This window comes from Kordiimonas sp. SCSIO 12610 (genome assembly GCF_024398015.1).
Lineage (GTDB): Bacteria > Pseudomonadota > Alphaproteobacteria > Sphingomonadales > Kordiimonadaceae > CANLMI01.
Window position 1 is genome coordinate 2,294,046 of sequence record NZ_CP073747.1, and the last position, 19,419, is coordinate 2,313,464.

General features: G+C 47.2%; 26 protein-coding genes. All 26 read right to left on the reverse strand.

The window, feature by feature from the left end:
- Positions 1-9 precede the first annotated feature (9 nt).
- The 26 genes from KFF44_RS10760 to rplF all read right to left on the reverse strand — a co-directional run bounded on the left by KFF44_RS10760 (position 10) and on the right by rplF (position 19,413).
- On the reverse strand, positions 10-1,593 hold the full coding sequence (locus tag KFF44_RS10760) for a DUF2118 domain-containing protein (RefSeq protein ID WP_370691084.1): 1,584 nt from the start codon (positions 1,591-1,593) through the stop codon (positions 10-12).
- A 45-nt stretch (positions 1,594-1,638) separates the two neighbouring features.
- Positions 1,639-1,995: a biotin carboxylase N-terminal domain-containing protein gene (locus tag KFF44_RS10765; RefSeq protein WP_255934131.1), complete on the reverse strand. Its 357-nt coding sequence runs from the start codon at positions 1,993-1,995 to the stop codon at positions 1,639-1,641.
- A 3-nt stretch (positions 1,996-1,998) separates the two neighbouring features.
- Positions 1,999-2,265, reverse strand: coding sequence for a hypothetical protein (locus tag KFF44_RS10770; protein WP_255934133.1), 267 nt, complete (start codon positions 2,263-2,265; stop codon positions 1,999-2,001).
- Positions 2,265-3,011 (reverse strand): TMEM175 family protein, encoded by a 747-nt coding sequence (locus KFF44_RS10775; RefSeq protein WP_255934138.1) that lies wholly within the window; start codon positions 3,009-3,011, stop codon positions 2,265-2,267. Before KFF44_RS10775 ends, KFF44_RS10770 begins: the two co-directional genes overlap by 1 nt.
- A 236-nt stretch (positions 3,012-3,247) precedes the next feature.
- On the reverse strand, positions 3,248-3,382 hold the full coding sequence (locus tag KFF44_RS10780; protein WP_255934141.1) for a hypothetical protein: 135 nt from the start codon (positions 3,380-3,382) through the stop codon (positions 3,248-3,250).
- 25 nt (positions 3,383-3,407) lie between these two features.
- The gene (locus KFF44_RS10785; protein WP_255934142.1) at positions 3,408-3,665 is read right to left on the reverse strand and encodes a hypothetical protein; all 258 of its coding nucleotides are present in this window, start codon (positions 3,663-3,665) and stop codon (positions 3,408-3,410) included.
- 18 nt (positions 3,666-3,683) lie between these two features.
- On the reverse strand, positions 3,684-5,216 hold the full coding sequence (locus tag KFF44_RS10790) for an acyl-CoA carboxylase subunit beta (RefSeq protein WP_255934143.1): 1,533 nt from the start codon (positions 5,214-5,216) through the stop codon (positions 3,684-3,686).
- A gap of 198 nt (positions 5,217-5,414) precedes the next feature.
- Positions 5,415-6,116 carry an ATP12 family chaperone protein gene (locus tag KFF44_RS10795; RefSeq protein ID WP_255934145.1) on the reverse strand — a complete coding sequence of 234 codons (702 nt, stop codon included), beginning with the start codon at positions 6,114-6,116 and terminating at the stop codon, positions 5,415-5,417.
- Positions 6,117-6,131: 15 nt separating this feature from the next.
- Entirely contained in the window at positions 6,132-6,629 is a 498-nt protein-coding gene (locus KFF44_RS10800) for a hypothetical protein (protein ID WP_255934146.1), read from the reverse strand.
- Between the two features lie 26 nt (positions 6,630-6,655).
- Complete coding sequence (locus KFF44_RS10805) at positions 6,656-7,330, reverse strand: HAD-IA family hydrolase (RefSeq protein WP_255934148.1); 675 nt, start codon at positions 7,328-7,330, stop codon at positions 6,656-6,658.
- 30 nt (positions 7,331-7,360) lie between these two features.
- A complete protein-coding gene (locus KFF44_RS10810) occupies positions 7,361-8,338 on the reverse strand; it encodes an RluA family pseudouridine synthase (RefSeq protein WP_255934155.1) in 978 nt (325 codons plus the stop codon).
- The gene (gene crcB, locus KFF44_RS10815) at positions 8,335-8,712 is read right to left on the reverse strand and encodes a fluoride efflux transporter CrcB (protein WP_255934165.1); all 378 of its coding nucleotides are present in this window, start codon (positions 8,710-8,712) and stop codon (positions 8,335-8,337) included. Before crcB ends, KFF44_RS10810 begins: the two co-directional genes overlap by 4 nt.
- 39 nt (positions 8,713-8,751) lie before the next feature.
- A complete protein-coding gene (locus KFF44_RS10820; RefSeq protein ID WP_255934167.1) occupies positions 8,752-9,642 on the reverse strand; it encodes a hypothetical protein in 891 nt (296 codons plus the stop codon).
- 14 nt (positions 9,643-9,656) lie between these two features.
- Positions 9,657-10,973 carry a replication-associated recombination protein A gene (locus tag KFF44_RS10825; RefSeq protein ID WP_255934169.1) on the reverse strand — a complete coding sequence of 439 codons (1,317 nt, stop codon included), beginning with the start codon at positions 10,971-10,973 and terminating at the stop codon, positions 9,657-9,659.
- Between the two features lie 23 nt (positions 10,974-10,996).
- Positions 10,997-12,463, reverse strand: a complete 1,467-nt coding sequence (locus tag KFF44_RS10830) for a Do family serine endopeptidase (RefSeq protein ID WP_255934180.1) — start codon at positions 12,461-12,463, stop codon at positions 10,997-10,999.
- Positions 12,464-12,631: 168 nt separating this feature from the next.
- Entirely contained in the window at positions 12,632-13,057 is a 426-nt protein-coding gene (rplQ, locus tag KFF44_RS10835; RefSeq protein ID WP_255934183.1) for a 50S ribosomal protein L17, read from the reverse strand.
- Between the two features lie 112 nt (positions 13,058-13,169).
- Positions 13,170-14,186: a DNA-directed RNA polymerase subunit alpha gene (locus KFF44_RS10840; protein WP_255934185.1), complete on the reverse strand. Its 1,017-nt coding sequence runs from the start codon at positions 14,184-14,186 to the stop codon at positions 13,170-13,172.
- 79 nt (positions 14,187-14,265) lie between these two features.
- On the reverse strand, positions 14,266-14,655 hold the full coding sequence (gene rpsK / locus KFF44_RS10845) for a 30S ribosomal protein S11 (RefSeq protein ID WP_255934194.1): 390 nt from the start codon (positions 14,653-14,655) through the stop codon (positions 14,266-14,268).
- A 60-nt stretch (positions 14,656-14,715) separates the two neighbouring features.
- Positions 14,716-15,084, reverse strand: a complete 369-nt coding sequence (gene rpsM, locus KFF44_RS10850) for a 30S ribosomal protein S13 (RefSeq protein ID WP_255934208.1) — start codon at positions 15,082-15,084, stop codon at positions 14,716-14,718.
- A gap of 115 nt (positions 15,085-15,199) precedes the next feature.
- A complete protein-coding gene (locus tag KFF44_RS10855) occupies positions 15,200-15,847 on the reverse strand; it encodes an adenylate kinase (RefSeq protein ID WP_255934211.1) in 648 nt (215 codons plus the stop codon).
- Complete coding sequence (secY, locus tag KFF44_RS10860) at positions 15,844-17,166, reverse strand: preprotein translocase subunit SecY (RefSeq protein WP_255934214.1); 1,323 nt, start codon at positions 17,164-17,166, stop codon at positions 15,844-15,846. Before secY ends, KFF44_RS10855 begins: the two co-directional genes overlap by 4 nt.
- A 46-nt stretch (positions 17,167-17,212) precedes the next feature.
- The gene (gene rplO / locus KFF44_RS10865) at positions 17,213-17,671 is read right to left on the reverse strand and encodes a 50S ribosomal protein L15 (protein WP_255934217.1); all 459 of its coding nucleotides are present in this window, start codon (positions 17,669-17,671) and stop codon (positions 17,213-17,215) included.
- 23 nt (positions 17,672-17,694) lie between these two features.
- The gene (gene rpmD / locus KFF44_RS10870; RefSeq protein WP_255934218.1) at positions 17,695-17,886 is read right to left on the reverse strand and encodes a 50S ribosomal protein L30; all 192 of its coding nucleotides are present in this window, start codon (positions 17,884-17,886) and stop codon (positions 17,695-17,697) included.
- Between the two features lie 6 nt (positions 17,887-17,892).
- The gene (gene rpsE / locus KFF44_RS10875) at positions 17,893-18,486 is read right to left on the reverse strand and encodes a 30S ribosomal protein S5 (RefSeq protein WP_255934220.1); all 594 of its coding nucleotides are present in this window, start codon (positions 18,484-18,486) and stop codon (positions 17,893-17,895) included.
- Positions 18,487-18,510: 24 nt separating this feature from the next.
- Positions 18,511-18,867, reverse strand: a complete 357-nt coding sequence (gene rplR / locus KFF44_RS10880) for a 50S ribosomal protein L18 (RefSeq protein WP_255934222.1) — start codon at positions 18,865-18,867, stop codon at positions 18,511-18,513.
- A 12-nt stretch (positions 18,868-18,879) separates the two neighbouring features.
- Positions 18,880-19,413: a 50S ribosomal protein L6 gene (rplF, locus tag KFF44_RS10885; protein WP_255934225.1), complete on the reverse strand. Its 534-nt coding sequence runs from the start codon at positions 19,411-19,413 to the stop codon at positions 18,880-18,882.
- Between the last annotated feature and the right edge of the window lie 6 nt (positions 19,414-19,419).

Here is a 19,419-nt window from a genome sequence, read left to right on the forward strand (position 1 = left end):
ATTTAAAGCTTATTCAAATTCCATAATAACAGCATCAACCGCCAAACTGTCGCCTGCTTCGGCATTAATGCTCGCGACAGTACCATCGCGTTCTGCCCGAAGGATGTTTTCCATTTTCATCGCTTCAACAACTGCTAGCGTCTGACCCGCTTTCACTTCATCACCTTCAGCAACAGCAATAGAAACCACAAGCCCAGGCATAGGACATAAAAGCATCTTACTCGTATCAGGTGCAACCTTTTCAGGCATAAGTTTATACAGCGCCGCCGCTTTCGGGCTTTGAATAAGAATATCTTCGCTAACACCGTCTGTTGTCAGGCGGTATCCGATCGGAAGGCGATCGATTTCCATCGCATATTCAACACCGTTGACCTCTACATTAATCACAGGTTCGCCTGGTCGCCAATCGCTCGAAAGTTCAAGCTTTTTATCGCCCATTAGAATCTCAACATGATCTTCCAACGGCGCGATTGCTGTTTCAACATCTTCGCCAGCAATTGAAACGATCCATGGCTTGAGTTGTGGGCCATCAAGGTCCCGAATCTGTCCTTCGATCTGCGTTTCGCGTGATTTATCCACCGCGTTTAAGAAGGTAACCACCGCAATCATTGCTTCCTTCACATTGTCTGCGAGCGCACCGCCTTCAAAACCGTCAGGATATTCCTCAGCGATGAAATTGGTTGTCATGTTCCCTGACTGAAAGCGTGGGTGCGCCATCAATGCAGATAGGAATGGGATATTATGTGCGATACCGCGGATATAGTATTCATCCAATGCTCGGCGTTGGTGGGCAATCGCCTCATCGCGTGTTTCACCAGTGGTGATGAGTTTCGCAATCATCGGGTCATAGAACATGGAAATTTCCGCGCCCTCATAAACCCCTGTGTCTACACGCACATGCTCATCTTCTTCTGGCGGCAAATAGCGCGTCAAACGGCCGATGGATGGCAAGAAACCACGAATTGGGTCTTCGGCATAGACACGTGTTTCCATCGACCAACCGGTCAATTTCACATCATCCTGCGTCATTGATAGTTTTTCGCCGTAAGCAACGCGTAGCATCTGTTCAACAAGATCAACCCCAGTTACATGCTCTGTCACAGGGTGTTCCACCTGAAGCCGTGTATTCATTTCAAGGAAATAGAAGTTGCGGTTTTTATCGACGATAAATTCAACCGTGCCTGCACTTGCATAATCCACTGCCTTCGATAGCGCTACAGATTGTTCACCCATCGCTTTCCGTGTCGCTTCATCAAGAAACGGACTTGGCGCTTCCTCAACCACCTTCTGGTGGCGCCGCTGGATCGAACATTCACGTTCGCCGAGATAAATCACGTTACCATGCTTATCACCCAAGACCTGAATTTCAATATGGCGGGGTTCTTCGACAAACTTTTCAATGAATACACGGTCATCCCCGAAGCTGGTCCGTGCTTCGTTTTGCGCAGATATATACCCTTCGCGTGCCTCATCATCATTAAAGGCAATCCGCATGCCTTTACCACCACCGCCGGCAGACGCCTTTAGCATCACAGGATATCCAATCTCAGCCGAGATTTTTACCGCCTCGTCGGCGTCTTCAATAATCCCCATATGCCCGGGGACTGTTGAAACGCCAGCTTCCGCCGCCAGCTTTTTTTACGTGATCTTATCGCCCATCGCGTCAATCGCCCTGGCACCCGGCCCAATAAAGGTAATGCCAGCAGCCTCAACTGCCTCTACAAAGGACGCACGCTCAGAAAGGAAGCCATAGCCCGGATGGATCGCCTCGGCGCCCGTATCCTTCGCAGCCTGAAGAATTTTATCAGCAACCAGATAACTTTCTGCTGCCGCTGGTGGCCCGATATGCACAGCCTCATCCGCCATTTCCACATGCAGTGCATCCGCATCAGCATCAGAATAAACCGCAACGGTTTTAATGCCCATTTTCTTGGCGGTTTTTATGACACGGCAGGCAATTTCACCGCGGTTGGCAATCAGGATCTTATTGAACATAAGCTAGTCCCTTAACGTTATATCTTTGTAATGTAATTTATTTTTAGCTTTTGGCTTCTTTCGAGCTGCCATAAACCAGATCGCTGCAACGCCGAACGCGCCGAGCATGAAAAATGAAGGCCCACCAAGCGAGCCAAAGAATATGGCTGCAATGGCAAACCCAATTAAGCCACCGATAATTAACCCCGCGATAAAGCTGGACCGCGCCTCTGCCTTGGAGGCAGCGCCTTTTATCGATTGCTCTAAGTCTTTTGGAAGGGGCCTCGCCATTATACCAATTCCTCTTCAGTGAAAGATGCATTCATTTGTTTTGTAATGGTCGCAGTGTAGGCCTTAGTGATTGGCCAGATCAGGCAATTGGAAAACCCTGCAATCATTGGCGCAAGCGAGGTCGGCAAGTATAAGAGCGGGATGGTCGCAAGCGGTACAGCACCGACCACAATAAATGTCCGTAAATGAATTTGCGTTCGAAGCGCTTCCAGTTCCGTTAATTCGATAACATCTCGTGCGTCATAGGCAATTTTATAAAGCCAGGCAAAACACCAAAATACGGATGCAAACCCACAAGCATACAGAATATGCAATAGATCATATTTATCCGCAGACATCTGATAATTTGTCGGCATATCAAAGCCAAACCATTGTTCAAGGATAACAAAATCAACAACAAAACTTGCAAGGAACTTTAACGGGAACATGAATAAAAGAACCAGGAACAGCAACAACCCGTTAGCATGCATGACCTTCTCTGAATTCAAGCCATATTTTCTAAAATACCGATAATGCCAGTTCCAGATCACCAGCATAAGCATAAAGGTGACAGCAAAAGACGGAAAACCGAGTACAAGCGCAAAAAGCTCATCAATGGTTTTAGGCACCTCTTCCGATACAATCAAAAGCGTTACAGCAAGGCCGAAAACCGCATCCGTTAGCCCTTCAATACGGCTAACCTCGATACCCCGAACGCGGATACCGTTGATTGTCTCATTTTCTGTTGTCAGCCTATGCCTTCGCATTAATTTATGCTCTTCAACTTTCTATACTTATCAAGCTCAATCGTCTTGAATATGTTTACTGTGATGTCTCGTTCCGAAGAAATCCAATAATACAAATACGATATAAGCTATTAACCACCCACCATAAGTAATCTCAAATATAGCCGCTTGCAGTAATATTGCCCTCAGCAATAAAATCATCATCATTACAACCGCAACCCTTATAAGGGACCGACGTAACTGTTTAAGAATACTCATCATCGTAAGATCACAAGCTTAACAGCAAAACCGAAAACCGCATCTGTTAACCCTTCAATACGGCTAACCTCTATACCCCGAACGCGGATACCGTTGATTGCCTCATTTTCTGTTGTCAGCCTATGCCTTCGCATTCAAACCATTCCTAACCAAAAGAGCCTAATCGTCTTTTGGCTTACACTGTTTTCGTTTTCGGGATGTTGCCGCAAAAATCGCAACCCCGCTTCCCATAAATACAGGGAACAAAGCAATCCATACTGCCTTATTATCTTTCTTCTTCTCTTGTTCTATGGGTACATCGCCCACCTGCTGGTCACGTTCTTTACTGCTTTTATTCAGGGCATATCCCGCAATTCCAAGAGCAAAGCTCGCTATCGCAAGCCCAGCAATCAGTAGAATTTTACGGTCTTTTGTCATAATTGGCTGCCCTCATGCTTAAAGCGGAATATTATCGTGCTTCTTCCATGGGTTCTCGAGGTGCTTGTTTGCAAGCTTCTTCAGGCCTGAGATAATACGCTTCCGCGTATTCTGCGGCATGATCACATCATCGATATATCCCCGCTGCGCTGCCACAAACGGGTTCGCGAACAGGTCTTCGTAATTTTGCGTATGCTCGGCGATTTTATCAGCGTCATCGCGGTCCTTGCGGTATAGAATTTCCACCGCGCCTTTCGCGCCCATCACTGCAATCTCTGCTGTTGGCCATGCGTAATTCAGATCGCCGCGCAGGTGTTTGGACGCCATCACATCATATGCGCCGCCGTATGCTTTGCGAGTGATCAATGTAATCTTCGGTACCGTTGCTTCGCCGTAAGCAAACAACAATTTTGCGCCGTGCTTAATAATACCGCCATATTCCTGCGATGTACCGGGCAAGAAACCTGGAACGTCAACAAGTGTGATAATCGGAATATTGAAGCAATCACAGAAGCGCACAAACCGCGCTGCCTTCTTAGAACTGTCGATATCAAGGCAGCCCGCGAGCACCATAGGCTGGTTCGCAACAATACCAACTGTTTCGCCGTCCATGCGTGCAAAGCCAATAAGGATATTTCCTGCATGGTTCGGTTGCAGTTCAAAGAAATCGCCTTCATCGACGATTTTTGAGATCACTTCATGCATATCATAAGGTTTATTGGGGTTCGACGGGATAACGCTATTGAGCGATTTCTCAACCCGGTCAATCTTATCAAAGCTTGGGCGTGACGGTACGCTTTCACGGTTATTCAGTGGCAAGAAATCCATAAACCTACGAAGCTGCGACAAGGCTTCAACATCATTTGCAAATGCCTTATCAGCAACGCCCGATTTTGTCGTGTGGGTAGAGGCGCCGCCAAGTTCTTCCTGTGTCACCACCTCGTTGGTTACAGTTTTCACAACATCAGGGCCTGTTACAAACATATAACTTGTGTCTTCAACCATGAAGATAAAATCGGTAATGGCTGGGCTATAAACGGCCCCTCCAGCACATGGTCCCATGATCATAGAGATTTGCGGTACGACACCAGACGCCAAAACATTCTTTTGGAAAACATCTGCATATCCTCCAAGAGCAGCAACCCCTTCCTGAATACGCGCACCACCACTATCATTAAGACCAATAACAGGCGCACCAACCTTCATGGCCATATCCATAACCTTGATGATCTTCTTCGCATGGGTTTCAGACAACGAGCCACCAAATACTGTGAAATCCTGGCTATAAACATACACCAGACGGCCATTGATCGTACCTGAACCAGTTACAACACCGTCGCCCGCAAACTTGGTTTTCTCCATTCCAAAGTCGGTACAACGATGCTCAACGAACATATCATATTCCTCGAATGATCCTTCATCGAGCAACAGATCAATACGCTCACGTGCTGTCAACTTGCCACGTGCGTGTTGCGCTTCGATCCGTTTTTCACCGCCGCCAAGGCGCGCCTCGCTACGTTTCTCTTCGAGCTTTTCAATGATATTTTGCATAAATCGTCTTCCTTAATGCGAACTCTTTATCCAAGAGTATTGGCGTAATTTGCCATTTGCATGCCTGCCCCGATAAAATCGGCAGGTTTGAAATATTATTACTCTGTTCTTAACTGCATATTCCATCGTTGACTAGCTTTTTCAAACTATGCTTTCGATAGTTTTTATCTATAGATAATCGTGAATAACGATAAAAATCTATGATCGTGCCAATTCAAGAAACATAACAGCGTTCTTCAAGTCTTGAAGCAACGCGGCTGTCACCTTTGCTTCGTCACTATCTTCACCCCATTGTTCAATCTGATAGGTTTCATCAACCCTTGAGGCCTGCCAAATGTCTTCAAAAGCTTTGAAGCCTTTAATATATGCAAGGCCAAGTCCTAATGACCCAAGCCCTGTTGTAAGGGCATGAAGCACCGTTAAGGCATAAATATCATAGCCTTCAATTCGTTCTCTTAGGGCCCCTAAACTCTTTTCAGGCTGAGCGACATGAAGAATACCAGATGTCACCTCCATGGGCGCATTCAGGCTATTCGCCAACCAATCAATATATGGGTCCCACGCAACAGCCTGTCGTTTCACCAAATCTTCTGGATGGTCGGCGCGGTAACAAAGCATATCAGAGCCACCGTAGCGAACCATCTCATCGATAATATTTGCGCGCTCGCTCGTTACGCTATCAATCGCGGTATTCAGTAGCTGGTTCATGGGCATGGTTTTAGGGTCAATTTTATCCCCTTGGCCTTCCCATTCTTCCGCCACAACCTCAGCAAGGTTACGTGTCGGCGCGGCCATAATGGCTTTTGCTGGAGTTTTGATCTGGCGGCCATCAAGCGAAATCGCGTAGCCAGCTTCCTCTTCAAGCGCCTCAATTGATACGGTCTTGTAAAATCGTTTCACACTTTTTTCCGGGTTTTATTGTTGTTCGTCAGCTTTTGCTTCACTGGCAGTTTTACTCTCAGGCTCAATATCGGCTTCATCGGTGGAATTATCCGCATTAATTAAGCCATCTTTTTGCATTTCGCGGGTAAGCGCCGCTATTTTGCGCCTGTTGTACCGTGATTGTTTGCGTTTACTGTTCTGACGTTTGGTATCAACGGCCGTTTCAACCTTAAACGTCCCGGTATAATGATACCCTTCATTCACAGTTTTATCTTTTGGGCTGATAATAACGCCGTACCCAAGCAGGCGGTTACCAATTTGGGGAACCCTGTAGCACAGCATAAATCCCATCGCGATCAGCACAAGCATCAATAAAAGAAACGCAAATGTTGTAATCCCTGATGTTTCAACAATAGTATCCTGATACAAATATGCAGCGACAGCACCCGCAGCTGCCAGCGACGCCAACACTAAAAATATTGGCTTCGGCTGTCTGGCCTCCTGCATAATATCGTCTTGTTCATCAGCCATTTTAACAACTCCCGGATTTGAGTATATTACCCTATCATGGATTTTACGGTTTTGGGCAAATCACTATATAATGACAATACGGTATTCGCTCCGTTTTCATGAAGAAATGCTTCATCATGATAGCCCCAATTCACGCCAACAGCCCCGACAGAGGCAGATTTGGCCATCAGCATATCATAACTGGTGTCCCCGACCATAATCGTTTGATCGGTATGGCTTCCCGCTTCCATAATCGCTGTTTGGATCATCGATGGGTGTGGCTTAGACGGATGAGTGTCCGCTGTTTGTAGCGAGACAAAAAGATTTGAAATTTCATGACTTGCTAAGACACGCTTTAATCCGCGCATTGATTTTCCGGTTGCAACCGCAAGCAGATAGCCGGCAGCATCCAGTTCTCTAAGCGTTTCCAAAGTCCCCTCGTATAAGGGCTCAATCGGATCACCGTTTTCAGCCCGCAAATCCAGAAACGCATTTTTATATTCTTCAGCCATGTGACGATAAAACCGGGCATCATGATTAGGTATCAAAACTGCCATTGCTTCCTCAAGCGATAATCCGATAATAGACCGCGATGCTGATCGCTCCGGCGGTGTTAGTCCTTGACGCTCAAAGCACAGGTCCATTGCATCTATGATCAAATGCTGTCCGTCAACCAGTGTTCCATCACAGTCAAATATAACCAGCTTGTTGTAATCACTCATAACATTTACCTGTCGGACTAAATTCCAATTTTATTCATTGAAATCAGGGTCTTCATATTCATTCTCGGAAAAACCGAGCATGTCAAAGCTTTCAGCCATATGTGGCGGCAAAGGTGCAGACACGGTCATCCGCCCACCAGCAGGATGAGGAAAATCGACGAACCTACTATGCAGATGTAGCTTACGCGAAATCGTGCCGCTCAGGAACGCGTCAGAGCCTCCGTATTTCCCGTCACCCACGATCGGGTGGCCCATTTCTGCACAGTGAAGGCGCAGTTGATGAGTACGCCCTGTATGTGGTTTAAGGGTTAGCCATGCAGTTTGCTGACCAGCGCGTTCAACCACTTCATAATCTGTCATGGAATGCTTGCCGCTATCGGCGACAATCATACGCTCATGGCCCTTAACGGCAATCTTGTCCATCTTAAGCTTGATGCGCCCTTCCTGCATTTGCGGGCTTCCCATCACAAGCGCCCAATATCGCTTATCCGTTTCTTTGGTTTGGAAACTTTTCGCGAGCGCAGCCGTCGCCTTTGGTGAGCGACCAAGAAGGAGAGCGCCTGATGTATCTTTATCAAGCCTGTGAACCAGTTTCGGGCGATGCGAACTTTCATACCGTAGCGCATCCAACAATCCATCGAGATGGCGGGTTTGCCCGGTTCCTCCCTGCGTCGGAAGCCCCGCAGGTTTATTGATGACAATCACATCATCATCCATATATAGAACCCAATCGCGAACTTCCTGAATTTCATATTCAGAAAGCTTGGGCGTTTCCACCTTTTTGGGTTTACGGTCTGCAAGGTCACCGAGCGGCGGGATACGGATATCGAAGCCCTTTTCAACACGCTCTTTCCCCTTAACCCGCTTACCGTTTACACGTACAGCACCCTTGCGGCACCATTTCTGCAGTTGCCCGAATGGCACTTCTGGGAAATGACGCTTGAACCAACGATCCAACCTAATGCCGTCATCATCGCCTGAAACATATTTGTGCTGAACGCCGCTCATGATACTATTCGTCCTAATCCTATTCCTAACATGAGCCCTACTACACCAAGGATCATTGAAGCGAAAGCATAAAGGCACGCGTTCACCCATTCACCCCGTGTGAACATCATGTAAATATCAAGGGAATAGGTGGAAAACGTTGTAAAACTGCCTAAAAACCCAACCGCTATAAGGCCGCGCATTTCAGGTGCAACAGTGAAGCGCTCAGCAAGCACTGTAATCAACAGCCCCATCAGAAAACTACCCAAAATATTGACAAAAAAGATACCGAATGGAAACCCGTTACCAAGAACGCGTGTGATAAGTGCTGCAAAATAATGTCGGGAAACGGCACCGCTTGCTCCGCCCAGCGCAATCGCCAAAATCATTTTCATAATTAGCCCCTATAGGAAAAAGGTATTCAGCAACAATTTCTAGCGGACACCAAAAATCCAGCCTTCCGTTTCACGCACCTTAGGCGAAAGTCCCTCCGGTTTCCAGTATTCTGGTTTATCGCTTATGTAACGAAGGCCAGCAGCCGTAATCAATGCATCTGCCTGGTTATCATCGAATGATGGATCATCTAAATTATTTCGCTGATCAAACGGTGCTGAATTTAATCCTCTCAGTGTTTTGTTCAATGCTTCCAAATTCCTGATTTTCCCCTTATGCCCACCAAGGCCGGCGAACAATGCGGCATATATTTCTACAAAACATATTCGTCCCTGATGTGCTTCCATAAAGGGCCAAACACAAATATCCTTCTTTGCAACTAAACTATTCAGCATGATCATTGTTGAAAGCGCTGACTTTCCAACTTGGCTCGCTCCCACTAAATTAAAGACACTTTCACACGGCCCAACCTTTGTCTCGATACACTTCGTTTCGCTAACGCGCATTCGGCGTGAATAATATTTGCCTTTTCTGCCACCAGGTTGTTGGAAATAGTCTGAAAAACGATCGGCAAAAGCACCACCGAAATAATCCTCACTATTGGAACACACATCGGCAATATGCTGCCATAGGACATATACAGTATCGCTCGACCAGGTATTTTCTGGGAAGTATGAACCTTGATCCAGATAAGGCATGCCAAAGGCTGCATCAATACCAATAAGGATGCGCGCATCGGGCGGCAGGCCAGCACCAGAATTTAACCAATCTGCTACTTCCTTGCGTGACCAATAGCGGTTGCCAGATACAGGGCTGATCAATAATGGGGATTTATGGTTATCTTTTTCAACAAGTGCAATTTGAATTCCCTTGTGCCGACGCCCCTTGGCGCCTGACCAGTCAATTCCAATAAAATGGGTAAATTCAGTCACCCTGTTTCGTCCATTCATTCGTCATGGGTATTCGAATATTCACGGCGAATACGGTCAAAATACTCGAGGCGCTTTTTGATATCGCGCTCAAACCCGCGTTCAACGGGCACATAATATTCTTCGCGCTTCATATCATCAGGAAAATAATTCTGCCCCGAAACCCCTGCCTCGGTATCATGATCATAGGCATAGCCTTTGCCGTATCCAATATCCTTCATTAATTTAGTCGGGGCATTCAGGATATGAGCGGGTGGCATCAAGCTACCTGTTTTGCGCGCAGCAGACTTCGCGGCCTTCTCTGCAACATAAGCAGCGTTCGATTTCGGTGCGGTTGCCAGATAAATCACCGCTTGTGCGATCTGGAGTTCGCCCTCTGGGCTACCCAGATATTCATATACGTTCTTTGCAGCCATCGCCTGATGGATTGCTTCCGGGTCTGCCATACCAATATCTTCGCTCGCAAAGCGCACCAAACGTCGCACAATATAAAGCGGGTCTTCGCCGCCCGTCAGCATACGGGCAAGCCAATAAAGGGCAGCATCTGCGTCCGAACCTCTTAGGGATTTATGAAGGGCAGAAATTAAATTATAGTGCCCTTCCCTGTCTTTATCATAAGCTGGGGCGCGTTTTTGTAGCAATCTGGCAAGCCCATCGGGATCAAGGGGCTCATCGCCGCCCATATCATGTAGAATTTCAACACAGTTCAACAGATAGCGACCATCACCGTCTGCCATCGCCTTCAAGCTTGTGCGGGCGGCCTGGTTCAATAGTAAAGATTTACCAATTTCAACTTCGGCGCGGTTCAATAATTCCTCTAGCGCTGCATCATCATGCCTGTTCAGGATCAGCACTTGCATTCGTGAAAGAAGGGCGCCATTAATCTCAAACGATGGGTTTTCGGTCGTTGCCCCAATCAGGGTGATGGTTCCGTCCTCTACATAGGGTAAGAAGCTATCTTGCTGTGACCGGTTAAACCGATGGATCTCGTCTACAAATAAAAGTGTTGACCTGCCCCCAATGCGGCGTGCCTTAGCGGCCTCAAAAACTTTTTTGAGGTCTGCCACACCAGAGAAAATCGCGGATATCTGTTCGAACGCTAAATCCAGATGATCAGCAAGCAAGCGTGCGATCGTCGTTTTTCCCGTACCCGGTGGCCCCCATAGGATAAGTGACGTCATTTTGCCTGACGCCAACATGCGCCCTAGCGGTGCATCGCTTCCAAGAATATGATCCTGCCCGACGACATCTTCGATACTTTTCGGACGCAATTTATCAGCGAGGGGGCGATATGCCCCCTCATCAAGTCCTGCATTCTCGAAAAGATTAGTCACTGTATAATCGTAATGTGTTTAATTTACTGAACAGCACGGCAACGGCGATTACCGCGAGACGTGACCAAACATTCAGCAAGTTGCCCCCGACGGCGGAAACGATAGACATACTGGCCTGATGTTTCATCAATTGCTTCGTTTAAGTCTTCGACACGGTTGATATCAACACCGTTCATCGAAATCAGAATATCACCCGGCGCCATCAATTGGTAACGTCCTGCAGGGGTGCGTGGGTTCACTTCTAAAACGACAACCCCTCGCAAAAACGGATTCAATTGAAGTTCATCGTTAAACCGTGGCGACATATTGCCGACTTTTACACCCTGAAACGGATGGCGACCATCAAGTTCTGAAATATTACGCTCTGGTACTTCTGGTGGCAATGCAAGTGAGACATCGGCTTCCTCGAGGAAACCACCTTTCAAAACACCAAGTTTCACATTTTCACCTTGCTGCTTTGTCGCAATACGGAAATTCAAGCCGCCTTCATCAATGATTTCAACACCTTCGGCGGCTAAAATTACATCACCGATCGAAAGCCCAGCCTGTGCAGCAGGGCTTCCTGGGAAAATATCATCAATCAAAACCCCGCCCGGGCGGTCAAGGCCAAGGCTAGATGCCAGTTCGCTATTCACTGTTTGTCCTTGAATACCAAGCCATGGGCGGACTAACTGTCCCTCATCAAGGGCGGCACGCAGTACTGATTTTACCATGTTTGCAGGTACAGCGAAGCCAATACCGTTGGAAGCGCCTGTGCGGCTATAAATCGCTGTATTAATGCCTAATAGCTCACCGTTAATACCAACAAGAGCCCCGCCCGAGTTGCCGGGATTTACCGCAGCATCGGTTTGAATAAAGAAACCGAAATCTGAAATGCCCTCTTGTGTCCGAGCGGTCGCAGACACAATACCGCTCGTAACCGTTTGGCCAACACCGAATGGGTTCCCTATCGCGAGCACTAAATCACCAACGAGTACAGTATCAGAGTTAGAGAGCGATAAAGTGGAAAGCGCCTCTTCGCCAGTATCGATTTGAAGGATTGCCAGATCGGTTCTCGGGTCCGCGAGAACAATCTTGGCTTCAAATTCACGGCGGTCAGAAAGCACGACTGTGATTTCATCCGCCCCCTCGATCACATGATTATTTGTTACGATGACACCGTTAGCGCGTACGATAACACCAGACCCCAATGAGCCCTGTACCCGTTCCCTTGGTGCACCAAACGAATTATTACCGTCAAAGAAACGGCGAAATATCGGGTGATCATAAAGGGCGGAGCGCCGCGAGCGTACAATTTTTTTTGTGTAAATATTCACAACCGCCGGAGATGCGTTTCTAACCACTGGTGCATAGGATAGCTGTACCTGTTCGCGCGACTGCGGGACCGTCCGTGTATCAAAAGCTTGATCCTGCGCTGATAGCCCAGAGCCAAACACACTCGCACCAATCATCAAAATGCTAAAAATGCCTGTTATTTTATTCTTCAGCATCTATTTTTATCTCCGTCCAAATAGGTCTTTTGAAAATTGACTATGGCGCAGCCACAAGGCACGCGCAAGCCATCTCTCGATATCTCGTTCATATAGTGGGATAAAAACAAATAAAAAGGGCAGCACGATGGCTACCCTTTTAAATTCAGATATTGTCGTCAAAAAGACTTATGCTGCATCCGCCTCATCAGCGCCTGTTTCAGCAGTTGGGCCACTGTCTTGGCCTTTAGCGTCTTCATTACGATCAACAAGCTCGATAACAGCCATTGGTGCGTTATCACCGTGGCGGTAGCCAGCTTTAAGAACACGTGTACAGCCGCCTGCGCGCTCTTTGTAACGTTCAGCAAGTTCACCAAACAGCTTACCAACAAGTGCTTCATTCTGTAGACGAGCAATTGCAAGACGACGGTTGGCAAGGCCACCTTTTTTACCAAGCGTGATATATTTCTCAACGATTGGTGCAAGTTCCTTAGCTTTTGGAAGCGTTGTAACAATCTGCTCGTGCTTGATTAGCGCCTGAGCAAGATTTTGGAACATTGCCTTACGGTGGCTAGCGGTTCTATTAAGTTTACGACCTGATTTACGATGGCGCATTGCGCTACTCCTTAATTGCCTATCCGGCCTTGCGCCCCTTCCTCATTGAAGGGGCATAGTACCGGTAGGTGTCTCATTCTGCCTAAAGGAAAACCTTTAGAAGATGAGAGGTTTAATAATCATTCTCTAATTTCTTAGCGAGTTCTTCGATGTTTTCTGGTGGCCATGTTGGTAATTCCATACCAAGGCGAAGCCCCATATTCACAAGCACTTCTTTGATCTCGTTCAACGACTTACGACCAAAGTTAGGCGTGCGAAGCATTTCCGCTTCTGTTTTCTGAACAAGATCACCGATATAGACGATGTTATCGTTCTTCAAGCAGTTCGCAGAACGAACAGAAAGCTCAAGCTCGTCAACTTTCTTGAGAAGCTGACGGTTAAATTCTGGTTCGCTATCTTCTTCGTCTTTAACAACTTCTTCCGGTTCTTCGAAGCTGATGAAGACAGTTAACTGATCCTGAAGAATACGCGCAGAGAATGCTACTGCGTCTTCAGGTGTTACTGTACCATCGGTTTCGATTTCCATCGTAAGCTTATCATAATCAAGAACCTGGCCCTCACGGGTGTTCTCAACTTTATAGCTTACTTTCTTAACCGGGCTGTAGAGTGAATCTACAGGAATAAGACCAACTGGTGCGTCTTCTGGACGGTTACGGTCTGCTGCTACATATCCTTTACCGCTTGATACAGTAAGATCCATGTTTAGCGTTGCGCCTTCGTCCAAGTGACAGATCACAAGGTCTTTATTTAGGATATCAACGTCAGCGACTTCACTGATTTGACCAGCTTTCACCTCACCCGGGCCAGAGGCCGTAAGGTGAAGGCGCTTGATACCGTCGCTTGTTACGCGAACAGGAAGCTGCTTGATATTCAATACGATATCAGTCACATCTTCACGCACGCCCGGTACGGATGAAAATTCGTGCAAAACGCCTTCGATCTGTACGCTGGTAACAGCACCACCCTGGAGCGATGACAAGAGAACACGACGGAGTGCATTACCGAGTGTCATGCCATAACCACGCTCAAGTGGTTCTACAACGATTTTCGCCTTACGTAGCGGGTCATTACCCGGCTGGATTGTAAGACCATTTGGTTTAATAAGTTCTTGCCAGTTTTTCTGGATCACGATGCAACCCTCATATTGATTGACGCAACTATTTCGCGCCAAAGGTTTCGTGTCAATACTCTACGTACTCAACGATGCCTTAAACGCGACGGCGCTTAGGCGGACGACAGCCATTATGCGGAATAGGTGTCACGTCCTTGATTGAAGTTACAGTAAAGCCAATTGCCTGTAGAGCACGCAGTGCGCTCTCACGACCAGCACCTGGGCCTTTAACTTCTACTTCAAGGGATTTCATACCATGTTCCTGAGCTTTCTTGCCTGCGTCCTCAGCAGCAACCTGTGCTGCGTACGGAGTAGACTTACGAGAGCCTTTGAATCCCATCATACCAGCTGAAGACCAGGAAATAGCGTTTCCTTGTACATCAGTGATAGTAACCATTGTGTTGTTGAATGAAGCGTTTACATGTGCAACGCCATTCGTGATGTTTTTACGCTCGCGGCGCTTAACACGACCAGTATCTTTAGCCATCTCTATCAGACCCTATTTGTTTTGGGGAGCCCTAAACAGCAAACCAAAATAAAAAATTAATTACTTCTTCTTACCGGCAATCGGAATTGCTTTACCCTTACGAGTACGAGCATTCGTTGATGTACGCTGACCACGTACCGGTAATTTATTACGGTGACGAAGACCACGATAAGTCTTAAGGTCCATCAACCGTTTAATATTCATAGCAACTTCACGACGGAGATCACCTTCTACAGTAAATTCACCATCGATCATTTCACGGATTTGAATAACTTCTGAATCCGTAAGTTCCGACACACGACGTTCACGTGGGAAATTCAGCTTATCGCAAATTCCCTTGGCCGAAGTTGGGCCAATACCGTGGATATATGTCAAAGCGATTTCTACACGCTTATTTGTCGGAATGTTAACGCCAGCAATACGCGCCACAACCGTTCTCCTGATCAAACTAAGTTCACGTTCAATATACAGAATCACTGAACGTGCAAAGTCCGGGGATTATATGGAGAAACCCTCGAACGTCAACCATTCAGTGATAGTTTTTTTACACCGCCAAAATATTGGCGATTTGGGAGGTTACTTCATCAATAGCAGCCATGCCATCAACACTCTGTAAAACCCCTTTATCAGCATAATACGGCAATACCGGAGCCGTTTGTGCATAATATTCTTTCAATCGTTTCCCAACCGTCTCGGCATTGTCATCCGGGCGACGTTTGAATTCTGTTGAACCACAATTGTCACAAACCCCTTCAACCTCAGGCTTAAGGTTTGTATCGTGATATCCTTCATTACATCCAGCACATGTATAGCGACCGGCGATTCTCTCTACCAGTGCTGCATCATCCACTTTCATTTCAATCACAGCATCAAGCTTCAGCGACTGATTGCTCAACATCGCATCCAATGCTTCTGCCTGAGCAACGGTACGTGGGAAACCATCAAGGATGAAACCATCCTTACAATCATCTTCCTGGATACGGTCATTGATAATACCAATAACGATATCGTCGGATACGAGCGCCCCTGCGTCCATTTTGGACTTAGCAAGTTTACCCATTTCGGTGCCAGCTGCTACCGCAGCGCGAAGCATATCACCAGTAGAAAGTTGAACCAAACCATGCGCTTTCTCGATACGCTGCGCTTGAGTTCCTTTACCCGCGCCCGGAGGTCCAAATAGTATTAAGATCACCGGCGGGCCCCTTTTAATCTTGTTTTCTTCAACAGGCTTTCATACTGCTGAGCCATCAAATGGCTATGGATTTGCTGAACAGTATCCATTGTAACATTCACCACAATCAAGAGGCTCGTACCGCCGAGATAGAACGGTACTGCAGACTGTGAAATAATCAATTCGGGGATCACACACACAACAGAAAGATAAGCTGATCCAATCACTGTTAAGCGTGTAAGCAAATAATCAAGATATTCAGCAGTTCGTTTACCTGGGCGAATGCCTGGAACGAATCCACCATGTTTCTTTAAGTTATCCGCAGTTTCCTCAGGATTAAACTGAATAGCTGTATAGAAGAAACAAAAGAATACGATAAGGGCGATATAGAGCGCGATATAAATCGGCTTACCTGGCCCAAGCACTGCAGTTACGCTTGTAATCCACTCTGCGTCAGAGAAACCTGCCACTGACAAAGGCATCAACAATAGCGAACTCGCGAAGATCGGTGGGATAACACCAGCAACGTTCAATTTAAGCGGCAAGTGTGACTTGTCACCTTGCATTACGCGGTTACCCTGCTGCCTCTTGGGGTACTGAATGACCACCCGGCGCTGGGCGCGCTCGAAAAATACGATAAACCAGATAAGCGCAGCTGCACCAATAAGGATCAATAGCAAAACAGTCACAGAAAGACTGCCAGTACGGCTTAAGTTGAAAGCCTGTGCTAACGTTCCAGGGAGCTCCGCAACAATACCTGCGAAAATAATAAGAGAAATTCCGTTACCAATACCACGCTGTGTGATCTGTTCACCAAGCCAAACAAGGAACATCGTACCGCCAAGAAGCGTAACAACTGCGGTAATGATGAAGAACCAGCCTGGGTTCACGACAACACCCGGTTGCCCCTGAAGGCCAGATACAATCGCATAGCCCTGCACCAATGTCAGAAGAACCGTACCATACCGTGTATATTGGTTAATTTTTTTACGCCCCTGCTCGCCTTCTTTTTTGAGTTGACCAAGTGTCGAACTCATAGACGTCAGAAGCTGCATGATAATAGAGGCCGAGATATACGGCATAATACCTAGCATAATGATTGAAGTACGCTGAAGGGCACCGCCAGAGAACGTGTTGACGATATCGATAAACCCACCACCAAGGTTTGCAAACATCTGCTCAACAGCAGATGGGTCCAAACCAGGAATAGGTATGTAGGAACATAGTCGATATACAATCAACGCACCAAGAGCAAACCAGATCCGTTTCTTCAGTTCATCGGCTTTACCGATTGCACCAAAATTCAGATTAGCAGCTAATTGTTCAGCAGCAGATGCCATATACTCACTCCAGCCTTATGCTATTATTATCTCGGCCTTATATTATTTAGGAAGCAACTGTTACTTTACCACCTGCTTTTTCAACTGCTTCAACAGCAGCCTTAGAAGCACCAGTAACAGTAATGTCTAGCTTCGCTTTCAATTCACCTTTGGCAAGAAGACGGACACCGTCCACAACTTTACCAACAACACCTGCTTCCACAAGTGTTTCAATGGTGATTGCTTTTTTGGCATCAAGCGTGCCAGCGTCAACAGCCTTTTGAAGGCGACCAACGTTAACAACCTGATAGTCTTTTTTGTTCAAAGAATTGAAACCACGTTTTGGCAGACGCATGTAGATAGGCATCTGACCACCCTCGTAACCATTGATGGCTACACCAGAGCGTGCTTTCTGACCTTTGTGACCAGAACCGGCAGTTTTACCTTTGCCGGAACCGATACCACGACCAACGCGCATAGCAGATTTGCGAGCGCCTTTATTGTCGTTTAGTTCATTGAGTTTCATGTTCAATCTCCAACACGCGAAGCTTAATCTTCAACGCGCACCAAGTGGTGCACCTTGTTGATCATGCCACGAACAGCTGGTGTATCTTCCAGCTCGCGTGTGCGATGCATCTTGTTAAGGCCAAGCCCAACCAACGTTGCACGCTGGTCGCCACGACGGCGAATAGGACTTCCGATCTGAGTTACCTTCAGTGTCGCTTTTTTCTTAGCAGCCATTGATCGTTACTCCGCTACTTGAGCGCTGTCTTCAGCGCCGTCGTTGCTTGCAACAACCTTCACATCGCCGCGACGTGCAACAATATCAGCAACCTTACGGCCACGTTTTGCTGCCACCTGACGTGGTGAAACCTGATTTGCAAGAGCATCAAATGTAGCCCGGACCATGTTATATGGGTTTGATGTACCCTGTGACTTTGTCACAACGTCTTGTACACCAAGCGCCTCAAACACTGCACGCATTGGACCACCAGCAATGATACCTGTACCTGGAACCGCAGTACGGATAAGAACCTTACCTGCACCGTGGCGACCATGGATATCATGGTGAAGCGTACGTCCCTCACGAAGAGGAACCCGGATCATGTTTTTCTTCGCAGCTTCGGTCGCTTTACGGATTGCTTCAGGAACTTCCTTCGCTTTACCTTTACCGAAACCTACGCGGCCACGTTGGTCACCAACAACCACAAGGGCTGCGAAACCGAAACGACGACCACCTTTTACAACCTTGGCCACACGGTTAATGTGAACAAGCTTTTCTAATAGTTCGCTTTCTTCCCGATTGCGTTCAGAGCGATTATTGCGTTCTGGGCGTGCCATTGGACATCCTTCTCCTTATCAGCCTTAGAAGTCCAAGCCGCCATCGCGCGCTGCTACAGCAAGTGCTTTTACACGGCCATGGTAGAGGAAACCACCACGGTCAAACACAACTGTTTCAACGCCGGCTGCTTTGGCTCGCTCGGCAATCAGTTTACCAACGCTTGTTGCTGCTTCGATGTTCGAAGTTGCACCAGAGCGGAGATCTTTTTCAGTAGTAGACGCTGCTGCGAGCGTTTTACCGTTAACATCGTCAATAACCTGCGCATAGATATGCTGGTTAGTACGGTGAATAGAAAGACGCGGCCTACCCACACTCTTCTTGCGAAGTTGAGTGCGGTTGCGCTGGCGGCGCTTTTCAAATAGTGCTTTAGTTGAAGCCATTGATGCCACCTATTACTTCTTCTTACCTTCTTTACGGAAGATATATTCGCCTTCGTACTTGATACCCTTACCTTTGTATGGCTCAGGCTTGCGATACTCACGGATCTTCGCCGCAGTCTGACCGACTTTCTGCTTATCAATACCAGAGATGATCACTGTAGTTTGATCAGGTGTCTCGATCTTGATGCCTTCCGGCACAGGAAAATCTACGTCATGGCTGAAACCAAGCTGCAAGTTGAGGGAAGAACCCTTCATGCTCGCACGGTAACCAACACCATTGATTTGAAGCTTTTTAGAGTAACCATTGGTTACGCCTTCAAACATGTTAGCAACCATAGTACGCTGCATACCCCACATAGAGCGGGCACGCTTTGTTTGATTGATCGGCGCAACTGTAATGCCAGCATCATCCTGAGATACAGAAACCTCAGGTACAAATGTCATGGCAAGCTCGCCTTTTGGGCCTTTCACAGAAAGGTCTGAACCGTTCAAGGAAACGGTTACGCCAGACGGTACTGCGACTGCCTTTTTACCGATACGGGACATACTTCA